Below are 10602 nucleotides of genomic sequence, written 5' to 3'. Positions count from 1 at the left end.
CCGCCAAGGACGGGCGCTACAACCGCGACCACTTCTTTGGCCAGAACCCCGAACTGGCGCAACTGGCGCAGGGATTGACCGATGAGCAAATCGACCGCCTGAAACGCGGCGGGCACGACCTGGTAAAAATCCATGCGGCGTATCACGCCGCACAACAGCATCGCGGCCAGCCGACCGTGATCCTGGCGCAGACCAAAAAGGGCTTCGGCATGGGCGGCACCGGCCAGGGAAGGATGACGACGCACCAGCAAAAAAAGCTCGACCATGACGCCTTGATCGGCTTTCGCAACCGCTTCAAGCTACCGCTTTCGGACGATGAAACGACATCGCTGTCGTTTTACCGTCCCGACGAGCAAAGCCCGGAAATGCGCTACTTGCGCGCACGTCGCGCCGCGCTGGGCGGCACGATTCCGGCCCGGCGTTCCGACGTGCCGGCCATGGCCATTCCGCCACGTCCTGCCTACGGCGAGTTTGCCGTCAGCGCAGCAGGCAAGGAAATGAGCACGACCATGGCATTCGTGCGCATGCTGTCCAACCTGCTGAAAGACCCGCAGCTCGGCCCGCGCGTGGTGCCGATCGTGGCGGACGAGGCGCGCACCTTCGGCATGGCCAACCTGTTCAAGCAAGTCGGCATCTATTCGAGCGTGGGACAGCGCTACGAGCCGGAAGACATCGGGTCGGTGCTGAGCTACCGGGAAGCGCTCGACGGACAGATCCTGGAAGAAGGCATCAGCGAAGCCGGCGCAATCAGTTCCTGGGTCGCCGCGGCCACCAGCTACAGCGTGCATGGCCATGCGATGCTGCCGTTCTATATCTATTACTCGATGTTCGGTTTCCAGCGCGTGGGCGACCTGATCTGGGCCGCAGCCGACCAGCGGGCCCGCGGATTCCTGCTGGGCGCCACCGCCGGGCGCACCACGCTTGGCGGCGAGGGCCTGCAGCATCAGGACGGCAGCAGCCTGCTGATCGCCTCCACGGTGCCCAACTGCCGCGCCTGGGACCCTGCCTTCTCGGGCGAACTTGCGGTGATCATGGAGCACGGCATGCGCCAGATGCTGGAGCAGCAGCAGGACGTGTTTTATTACATCACGCTGATGAATGAAAACACCCCGCAGCCCTCGTTGCCAGCCGGGGTCGAGGCGGACCTGATCAAGGGCCTGTATCGCTTCGGCGTCCAGCAGCCAGCGCAGCCGCACGGCCAGTGTCGCAGGGTGCGACTGCTGGGCAGCGGTGCAATCTTCAGGGAAGTCCTGCTCGCCGCCGAAATGCTGGCCAAGGACTGGCAGGTGGAAGCCGAGATCTGGAGCGCCACCAGCTTCAGCGAGCTGGCGCGTGAAGCGCGCGAGGTCGAACGCTGGAACCGGCTGCATCCGCTGCAGGCGCAGCGCGCCTCCCACCTGGACGCCTGCCTGCCGGGGGCCGACCCGATCGTCGCTGCGAGCGATTATGTGCGCGCATGGCCGCAACTGATCGCGCCCTACGTCCCTGCCCGCTTCACGGCATTGGGAACCGATGGTTTTGGCCGCAGTGATTCCCGTGCGGCGCTGCGCAGTTTCTTTGAGGTGGATCGGTATCACATCGTGCTGGCCGCGCTGCAATCACTGGTGACGGCCGGCGGGCTGAATGCGGCGGTCAGTGCAGAGGCCATCACCCGCTACGGGATCGATGTGGACGCAAGCGCGCCCTGGGATTGCTGAGCCTGCAAAGGCCGGCAGCACAGCCCGCCCTGGCCGTCAGGCAGCAGCGGCCCTTGCCATCTGCTTTACATACGTCGAGGACCGCACATGAATGATCTCGACACAGATCTGGGTCTCGACGCCGGGCGTGCCGAAGACCAGGTCGTCCAATGCATCAGCCAATGATTGCGCCAGTTGTCGCTCGACGCTGTCCCCCAGCGCCGACATCGCCACCACCAGATGAAAGAAAGCACGCGGCTGCGCGCTGACGCCGACCTTGAACGCATCGAGGGGGACAGCGCGGCTTTTGATATCCGCTTCGCTGAACAGCCCCGATTCGGTCACGGTCTGATTGATTCGCGCCAGGATCGCCGGTATATCCAGGCCCCTGAGATTGCTCGTGTACTGCGCCGTCAGATGCGGCATGCAAACTCTCCCGTATCCCGTCAATCCAGCCGTTTCATTTTTCCATCCCTGACCAGCCCCTCCCAACGCAGCACATCGGCCTTGAAATAGCGCGTAAATTCATCTGCTGAAGCCATGGCAAGCGGCGCACCGCCCCACTGATCCAGACGCGCAACGAATGCAGGATTCTGGGACACATCCCTGAGCGCCTGGTCAAGCCGGGCGACGATGGCGGGCGGCGTGCCGGCGGGTGCAAAAACGCCGAACCATGTCAGTGCCTCATAACCGGCAACCCCCGCTTCAGCCAGCGAAGGCACGTTGGGCAGTGCCCTGGACCTGGTGGTCGACGTCACCGCCAGCGCACGTACCTTGCCGCCGTTGATGAAGCCAATTGCCGAAGCGCTGACGTCGAACAGTACCGACACCCGACCCGCAATCATGTCGGGATAGACCGGGCCACTGCCCTTGTACGGAACGTGCGTCATGTTGACATTGGCGAGCGACTTGAACAGTTCGCCGGCCATGTGGCTGACCGAGCCCGGCCCGGACGAGCCGAACGTGAGGTTCTCTGTCTTGCCGGCCTTGATCAGGTCGGCAACCGATTGGTATGGACTGGTCGCCGAGGTCACCAGCACACTGGAGAAACCGGCAACCCCGCCTACTGGCACAAGGTCCTTTTGCGGATCAAAGGCCAGCTTCTTTACCGCCACGTTGATCGCCAGCGGGTTGGCGCCGAGCAGGATGGTGTAGCCATCCGGCTTGGCCAGCTTGGCGACATACTCGGACCCGATCATGCTGCCGGCGCCAGCCTTGATGTCGATGATGACAGTCTGGCCCAGCACATCGCCAAGGTGCTGGGCAAAGACCCGCCCCATCACCTCTGCCGTACCGCCGGCGGCGTACGGCACCACCAGCGTGATGGGCTTTACCGGGTAAGCCTGGGAATGCGCTGCTCCGGAGAACAGCGCCGCAAAAGCCACGATCAACGACGCAACAAATTCTTTCTGCATTTGGACGCTCCTGAATTGATGGCGGGTTCTTGCGTCAGACTTTCCCCAATACGTCGTGATTGAAAATGGGCAGATTGATTCCCCATTCGGCCAGGCGAACCCGAATGTCACCGATCGACTTGACCAGCGTCTCGGTCTCCTGCTCCGGCGTGCAGGCGCCCAGGCCGGCTTCGGCACACAGATTGTTGGATTCGATCAGTTCCTTGGTTTCCGCAGACGGATGCAGCCAGATGCAATGGAAGCCCTTCAGCTCGGAATTTTCGACGACGTCGATCGCCACCCGTTCCATGTCCTTGATCAGTTCGGGCGTAAAGTTTTTTACCTTGTGCGCCATGTAGCGCCAGCCGAATGCAATGTGGCGCTGCTCGTCCTTCATGATGCGCAGCACCAGTTCCTTGGCGACCGGGTCTGTGGTGTGGCGATAGCGCGCTTCGAAGATATGCGCAGCGATGGTTTCGCCGATACAGATATGCGCGATCGCAATCGCCTCGAACGAGATGCTCAGGTCGAACGCCTTTTCCCGGATGCCGCGATGATTGATGCTCTTGGGCAGCGGTGTCGGCGGCTCATTGATGTAGCCGCCCAGCTGCTCGGCGAACATGTACGAAGCGATGCAATGGCGCGACTCCTCCAGCTGCTCCATCGACATCTGGATACGGGCATCGATCTCGCGGCCTTTTTCCATGCACAGGCGCATTTGCAGCGCACAGAATTCTGCGGTGCCGGTGTACTCGGTCCAGGCCCTGCGACTCCAGTACAGGCGCGACGCTTCCAGCTGCTCCCTGGAATATTTCGATGCGTCGAACAGGTGCCACGGAATATCGGTATTGGGATCCCAATGTGTCTTGTGCGCGGCATCCCACAACTGACGGATGTCCTCCATCTGCGGCTTTAAGTCCAATGGAAAGCGCTGCTCTTTCAGGTCGAGGATGGTTGCAGGTTGCGCCAAGGTAGTGCCCTCCGGAATTGATGGGATGTGATGAACGGGAGACGTTGAATCCGTTGCTGCGGATCTTAGTGTAACGTTACACTAGTGGTCGGATATTAGGCGGGAGAAAGCAGGCATGTCAAGCGCAAGCAGGATTGATCAGGGCGCAGTAAGCCAGGCAAATGGTAAGCGCGCCGCAGTTGCAAGCGGCGACCGCGACGCCGCCAACGCCGCGCTGAAGATGCTGTCTGGCGGCGGCAGCGTGGCCGACGCAGCCATCGCCGCGTCGGCAGTGCTGTGCGTGACAATGCCGCACGCCACCTCGATTGGCGGCGATGCCTTTTTCCTGATACGCGATGGTGCAAGCGGCACCGTGCATGCACTCAATGCGTCCGGCACTGCACCAAGCGCCACCACCGCGGAGACCTTCGCCGACGGCATGCACCAGCGCGGCGCGCTTGCGCCCGTCGTGCCCGGCCTCGTCAAGGGATGGGAAGCGCTGCACCACCGTTTTGGCCGCGAGCCCTGGAGTGCGCTGCTGGCCGATGCCGTTGCACTGGCCGCAGACAGCGCCACCGTCAGCCCGAGCCTGGCGCAAACAATCTTGGCGTCGGAGCGACAACTTCGCCAGGACCCCGGATGCGCCGCCCTCTTTTTCCGCAACACAGTCCCGCTGGTTGCTGGCGAGCGCTTGCAGCAAGCCGCGCTTGCCGGCACCTTGCATGCCATCGCACGACTCGGCGCTGACGAATTGTTCAACGGCGCCACCGGCCAGGCCCTGGCCGCAAACATTGCATCAGCCGGCGGCTTGTTGCGCCACACCGACCTGCAGCAGTATTCCGCAGAGTGGGTGCAGCCGGTGCAGTCGCGATTGCACGGCCACGAGATCAGCGTCGCGCCGCCCAACTCCTACGGCATCCTGATGCTGATGCAATTGCAGGCACTTGCCGGCATTGCGCCCGATCGCCTGTTGGCCGATACGGCGTCGCGCATGACATTCCAGATGCGCTGCATGCGCGCCACCTTCGACGTGGCGCTGAAGGAAATTGGCGACCCGCGTGACATGAAAAAGACGATTGAACAATTGCTGGACACGGCAAGCATCGAAAAGATCCACGCGCGCATGGCCGCCATGCTGCCGGATGCCAGCCCCGTACCCGGTGGCGGGACGGCCTGCGTCACCGTTGCCGACGCCAGCGGCAATGCGGTATGTATCGTGCAAAGCATTTTCAACCCGTTCGGATCGCACTATCTCGATCCGCAGACCGGTGTGCTGCTCAATAACAGGATGTTCGGCTTCGACCATGTGCCAGGGCGCGTCAATTCGATTGCGCCCGGCAAGCGCAGCGCGCATACGCTCAATCCGGTGATCGTGACAAAGGCGGGCAAGCTGCGCTGGGTCTACGCTTCCCCCGGGGGCATCAGCCAGACTGTCACCGGTACGCAAATCATGATGAACCTGATCTTGCGCGGCATGGGCCCAGCCACTGCGATAGAAGACAGCCGGTGGGCAGTCGATCGCGGCGGCAATATATTGGTGGAGCCCGATCTTGACGAGGACATTGTGCAGTCCCTGGCGGGGGCGGGATTTTCTCCAAGGCGCGAGTCAGACGGCTATTCATTCGGCTCTGCCACCATGATCGAATCATGCGACGACGGCAGCCTGTGCGTCGCCGCTGATCGGCGTCGCCAAGCCTGCGCGCTGGCGCTCTGAACTTGCGCAGAACGCGCAGGGCAAGGCTCAGGTGGATTCGCCGGGCACCAGTTCCACCGGCAGCAACACGTCATGCTGCGCGAATCGCCCGGTCGATATCGCTTGCAATAGCGCCTGGCCGGCGGCCTGCCCCATCGCATACGACGGGATGCGGATAGAGGTAATGGTCGGGTTCAGGTATTGCACAAGGTCATAACCGCCGAAGCCGCCAATGCGGACCTGATCGGGGACTTTGTAACCCCGTTGCGTGAAATACTTTTGTGCAGCCGCCGCCAGCAAGTCGTTCCCCGCCAGCACCGCGTCGGGCATCACGCCACGACTGAGCACCTCATGCAAGGCATTGCCCACTTCTTCGACCGACAAGCCCTCCACCCGTACCGTCTGCAAGCTGGCGCCCTTGACGCGTCGGAATACCGATTTGACGCCCTTTTCCCGCTCATCCATCGAGGCCCAGTCACGCCGTGGCAGCAACAGCAAGGCCTGGCGCGCGCCCCGCGCCAGCATGTGCTTGGCCAGCAGCTTGCCGCCGGTGCAATCGTCGCTGCGCACATGACATGTGCGGGCGGAGGAACCCATGGGCGGCTCATGGATCACGACCAGCGGCTGACCGGTGGCCTGCAGCCGTTCCAGCATGGCCCGGCGATCGGCGAGCGAGCCGGACGCAATCAGGCACAGCGCGTCGGCCGACACCCGGTCAAGGAAGCTGACGTCCTCCACCCGCTCTGGCGACACGCCTTCGATCACGGCCGCATAGCCATTCGCGTTCAGGTAGTTGCACAGGCCCGCCGCCACCTGGTGGTGGGCGGGATGCGCAAGGAATGCAGGCCGCTGGTCTACCACAATCAGGGCCACGGTGTAATGCTGGGAATGCTTGAGGCTGCGTGCGGCCAGGTTCACCCGGTAATTGAGCCGGGCAATTGCCGCTTCAACGCGCGCGCGCGTGTCTTCGCTCATCGAGCGGAAGCGGCCATTGACGACATTGGAGACGGTAATGGGCGAAACGCTTGCCGCTTCGGCAACCGCTTTCAAGGTGACGCGCTGCGGGCCGGGACGTCTTTTTTTTTGTGGTTCCATTGAGGATGGCGACGTTTTCTGGATGGGGGTAGTGTAGCGCATAGGTCTGCGGGCAATGCCCTGCGGACGCCAGGCAAAACGGGGCGAAACCAGTATGCAGCCTGCGATTTACTGCTGCGCTGCACCCGGCGCTGCAAACGCCCACCGCTGTATCGGAACCATCAACAGTGCGACCAGCACCGTGAAGGCGCCCATGATATAGAACGCCTTATCAACGCCAATCCAATCGCTCATGATTCCCATCAAGGCTGGCGTGGTCAGCAGCGATATCCCGAACCCGACATTGAATAAGGCCAATGCCGAACCCCGTATGTCGTCCGTCGTCGCGCTGCGAATGACCATGTGGGTATAGACATTCAGGATCGCAGAACCGACGCCCAGCGTGAACATGAAAATGCCGATCGGCAGCGACTGCGACATGGCCGCCGTCAGCAGCACGGAAGTGCCGATCGCGATCGAGGCGCCCAGCGGCGGCGTCACCATCGGCACCCGTTTGACCAATCGCCAGACAAAGAAACCGGCCACGATGGAGCCGATGCCGCGCGTCGAAATCAGCAATCCGCTGATGCTGGAGTCGATCTGCTGGAAATCGAAAAGGATCGGGTAAAACGACAAGGACAGCGCGACAGGCAGCGCAAACACATAGGCGCACACCATGCTGAAGATGATTGGCCGCTTGGCCAGCAACTGACGATAAACAGCGTACGCCGAGTGGGTACGCTTGCGGGCTGAGGAGCCGAACCGGATCATCTGATTCAGCAGCAGCGCAGCAAGCCCGGCGGCCGCCATCGCCCAGAATCCGAAGTCAAAGTCGGCGAACTTGATGGCAAGGCCGGCAAAAACACTGCCCACAATTTGCCCGGCATTGGTGGCGACGGTAAAGCGACCCATCTGCCGCGCCGGATTGCCGGGCAATTGGGTCGCCAGCGAGAGGTTTGCGATCCAGAAGGTGGAGCGCGCAGTGACCATCAGGAATTGCGCCACCAGCAGCATGGCGAAATTGCCGGCAACCAGGAACATCAACGCAGACAGGACTGTGAACGCGCAGGAGACGGATGACAGGTTCTTGCCGCCAAGTCGGTCGGCCAGTGCGCCGCCAGTCAGGCTAATGGCGATGTGAAGCACCACAGGCAGCGAAATGATGGTGCCGACCTGGGCGCCCGACAAGCCGAGAAAAGTGGCGTACAGCGGTACCAGCAGGAAGCTCATGCCGAGGACGAGATTCCAGACAAACGAGCTCAGGAAGAACGGGGCTACGTTCCGGAAGGGGACGTCATTTTCTGCAGTAGAGTTCAAACGAGGAGTCACAGAATAGTTGCGGAGTCGGGATTGCAAACTGCCTTGGATCCATATGGGCGCACCCGGCTGGACGAGCAACAGTATACGCGCCCCGGAAACAAATCGTTGCTAGCTAGGGCAAAGCGGGGTTTTTGCTACAAGCCGCGACCAAACGGGCTGCGTTTTTTAGTTCGCCCGCCTCGTGAAGATTGATAATCCGATGGATCAAAGTTCTTGCGCTGGCTTAGAAGTTCTTCGCCGTCTAGTCGCTCGGCCAAGTTTGCGATATCACTGTCCGTTACGCCGACGTCAGTTAAATGCTCCTTCCAGGTGTTCACGACATCGATGATTTTCGCAACCTCAGCCGCCGCCTCTGAGGGCGTCAGGTCAAATGCCGTGCACTGCGACATTGCATTCGTAAGCGTCGACTCCCTACCTTCAGAACCGCAAATGAACTCCTGGTAACCCTGTCCAGAATTTTTCGGCAGCACATCGTACGCCGGCGCTAGTCTCATCTTACCGTCGAACGGGTTTACGACCATAAGCGAGTGATTCTTTTCGTGGTCGTCCGTATTGTCGACAAGGATATTGAAGACCATCCGTCGAAAAAGCTCACGGGCGTCATTTTGATTTGCTCCGCCTTGTGTGATACCGAGGCGACGGAAGACCCTTGCCAACTCTGGATACCCCATCTCCGGTTCCGCCCCGGACGCGGTCGCCGCTCGGATCGCTGTTCCCGCTGAGATGCTGTGAATGCGCTTGTCTCCCTCGCGGTCAAAGCGGCGAATGGCGATGGCATTGACTCCGCCGCCAAGGCGAATTAGCTGGGTTTCCGCCACTGTAATCCCGGCTTGCTTGGCGAGCGTCATCGTTGCATGTTCGATGAGGGGCGAGTCCACAGGCTCGTTATTGAAGAACTTGATGACCCATTGCTCTTTGCTAATTTCAATTAGCGCCTTGGGTTTGGCTCCCCCGAGTGGGCTGCCGCCCCCCGCAATGATTCTGGCCTCAACGGCATTGATTGGCTCGGAAGCTTCGATCTTCGCGGCCACCTCACTGAGCTGCTGAGCATCTGCGAGCCGTGGAAGTGGATTCCTGTCTCTGGGAATATAGGCGTTTGGTGATGTGGAAACGCTGAGCGCACCGAATCGGTCGTCTCCTGCATAGTACAGGTACTCCATCAGGGACAACCTTCTGGGCTTGTCCACGCATCGGATGACCTTCTCCCCCCACCGGTCTGGGCGGGCATCATCAACCGCCCCTACGGCACGCGGCGCATCTGTCGCCAAACGCCCAGGAGGCAGAAATTCGATGGGAATGAGCCGGAGGTCTTCGCTTAACGGGAAGCCGCTTTTGAGCCACTCTTCACCGTATTGCAACGAGACACCTTTGCCTGCCGATACAAGCTTAAGATTGCCAACGTAACGGGGTGTGGCGGGATCGCCGACATACCAAAGATACAAGTCCTCCAGCCGCATGCTTATCCGCCCTTAGTTCTGTTGAAGTCTGTAGACGACCGCAAACGGGCCTCAGCGGAGGACTGAGCGCGTGACCGGCCGAGCTCAACGGCCTGCCTGACATCCAACTCCAGGGCACCCTGGTCGTGTTCGGGAGCCGCGAGACTGCCCAATTCGCCATCGCGCCTGATCAGCCATAGTGCGGTGGCGACGATACCGATTCCTACGGACGGATCCCCGGCTTCCAGACGCTGGAGGGTCGAAACGGTGACTCCCAGGCGCTGGGCCCAAGATCGCAATGACTCCTTGCGGCGCAAGCGGGCAACTGCCAGGTCCGCGCCGAGTTTTTCGATCGCGCCGAGAGTGGCAGGAGGGAGCCTTAGGAGGGCGCGGGTGTTCTTTGACATACCGATATAGTATAACAAAATAGACGTTTTTGTCGCGCTAAATCAGTATACGACGAAATTTCAACGTCAACTGGACATCGCGAAAAGACCACCGAAATGTGCCGTTGTTGGCGATAGAGAGAAGACGATAAGACTCCGGCCATGCGTAAGTCGCTGATTTTTTAGGTGTCGACTTGCGCCGTGCCACGCCGTCGCTAGTGGGGTCGTGTGACTACTTCGGGCCGCCAATTGCTGGCGTCCGTGGACGCCGCGCCAGTGCGTCACACCGCGCTGCATCCAGCCGATGTCCGGCTTGACGGTAGCGCGCGGCGGCAGCAGCGAAGTGTGCGATAGCGTCATCTTTGCCTTGACTCCGGTTTGCGGCGATGTGCCCCAGGACCTCGTCATGCGCCGCATACCAGGCAGGCAGTCGCATCACGACATTGGCCAGGTAGGCACACTGCGCCTCGTGCCGCTCGGCGAGGTCGAGTTCGCCAGCGCGCGCCGCGGCAATCGCTGCCGGCACCGCGAAAGTGATGCGACACCCCGGACAGGTTTCCAGCGGGCCGCGCACCGATTCGCTGGCGTCCTCCATCACGTGCAATGCGGCGACGGGATCATGGGCGTGCAGGTTGATGCGGGTGCCGTAGATGCGGTCCAGCAAGTGAAAGCCG

At 61.3% G+C, this 10602-nt stretch carries 8 protein-coding genes and 1 pseudogene; 2 read left to right on the top strand and 7 right to left on the bottom strand.

Annotated features, from left to right (window positions below; genetic code table 11):
- A pseudogene (locus tag Q7T64_RS09180) lies at positions 1 to 1697 on the top strand (pyruvate dehydrogenase (acetyl-transferring), homodimeric type); the annotation flags it as partial.
- A 36-nt stretch (positions 1698 to 1733) separates the two neighbouring features.
- Here the strand turns inward: Q7T64_RS09180 and Q7T64_RS09175 are convergent.
- From Q7T64_RS09175 to Q7T64_RS09165, 3 genes are read right to left on the bottom strand one after another with little or no spacing between them, the layout of a single operon-like run.
- Entirely contained in the window at positions 1734 to 2102 is a 369-nt protein-coding gene (locus Q7T64_RS09175; RefSeq protein WP_304794735.1) for a 5-carboxymethyl-2-hydroxymuconate Delta-isomerase, read from the bottom strand.
- A gap of 20 nt (positions 2103 to 2122) precedes the next feature.
- Positions 2123 to 3091: a tripartite tricarboxylate transporter substrate binding protein gene (locus Q7T64_RS09170; RefSeq protein WP_304794732.1), complete on the bottom strand. Its 969-nt coding sequence runs from the start codon at positions 3089 to 3091 to the stop codon at positions 2123 to 2125.
- Between the two features lie 34 nt (positions 3092 to 3125).
- Positions 3126 to 4040 (bottom strand): ferritin-like domain-containing protein, encoded by a 915-nt coding sequence (locus Q7T64_RS09165; protein WP_304794729.1) that lies wholly within the window; start codon positions 4038 to 4040, stop codon positions 3126 to 3128.
- A 115-nt stretch (positions 4041 to 4155) separates the two neighbouring features.
- Between Q7T64_RS09165 and Q7T64_RS09160 the strand changes: the two genes are divergently transcribed.
- Positions 4156 to 5733 (top strand): gamma-glutamyltransferase family protein, encoded by a 1578-nt coding sequence (locus tag Q7T64_RS09160; protein WP_304794726.1) that lies wholly within the window; start codon positions 4156 to 4158, stop codon positions 5731 to 5733.
- Between the two features lie 27 nt (positions 5734 to 5760).
- On the opposite strand, the gene Q7T64_RS09155 is transcribed toward Q7T64_RS09160, so the two are convergent.
- The 4 genes from Q7T64_RS09155 to Q7T64_RS09140 form a co-directional block, all read right to left on the bottom strand.
- Complete coding sequence (locus tag Q7T64_RS09155) at positions 5761 to 6807, bottom strand: LacI family DNA-binding transcriptional regulator (protein ID WP_304794723.1); 1047 nt, start codon at positions 6805 to 6807, stop codon at positions 5761 to 5763.
- A gap of 108 nt (positions 6808 to 6915) precedes the next feature.
- Complete coding sequence (locus Q7T64_RS09150; protein ID WP_304794720.1) at positions 6916 to 8103, bottom strand: MFS transporter; 1188 nt, start codon at positions 8101 to 8103, stop codon at positions 6916 to 6918.
- 137 nt (positions 8104 to 8240) lie between these two features.
- Positions 8241 to 9563, bottom strand: a complete 1323-nt coding sequence (locus Q7T64_RS09145; protein WP_304794716.1) for a type II toxin-antitoxin system HipA family toxin — start codon at positions 9561 to 9563, stop codon at positions 8241 to 8243.
- A 597-nt stretch (positions 9564 to 10160) separates the two neighbouring features.
- The coding region (locus Q7T64_RS09140; RefSeq protein ID WP_304794713.1) for a hypothetical protein at positions 10161 to 10602 on the bottom strand (442 nt) is incomplete at its 5' end.

Origin of the sequence: Lacisediminimonas sp. (assembly GCF_030645335.1) — a bacterium.
Lineage (GTDB): Bacteria > Pseudomonadota > Gammaproteobacteria > Burkholderiales > Burkholderiaceae_D > Lacisediminimonas.
This window is presented reverse-complemented; position numbering and strand designations above follow the sequence as displayed.

Coding starts and splice junctions, on each gene's coding strand:
- Q7T64_RS09145 (WP_304794716.1), bottom strand. CDS start 9,563: ATGCGGCTGGAGGACTTGTATCTTTGGTATGTCGGCGATCCCGCCACA.
- Q7T64_RS09175 (WP_304794735.1), bottom strand. CDS start 2,102: ATGCCGCATCTGACGGCGCAGTACACGAGCAATCTCAGGGGCCTGGAT.
- Q7T64_RS09155 (WP_304794723.1), bottom strand. CDS start 6,807: ATGGAACCACAAAAAAAAAGACGTCCCGGCCCGCAGCGCGTCACCTTG.
- Q7T64_RS09170 (WP_304794732.1), bottom strand. CDS start 3,091: ATGCAGAAAGAATTTGTTGCGTCGTTGATCGTGGCTTTTGCGGCGCTG.
- Q7T64_RS09160 (WP_304794726.1), top strand. CDS start 4,156: ATGTCAAGCGCAAGCAGGATTGATCAGGGCGCAGTAAGCCAGGCAAAT.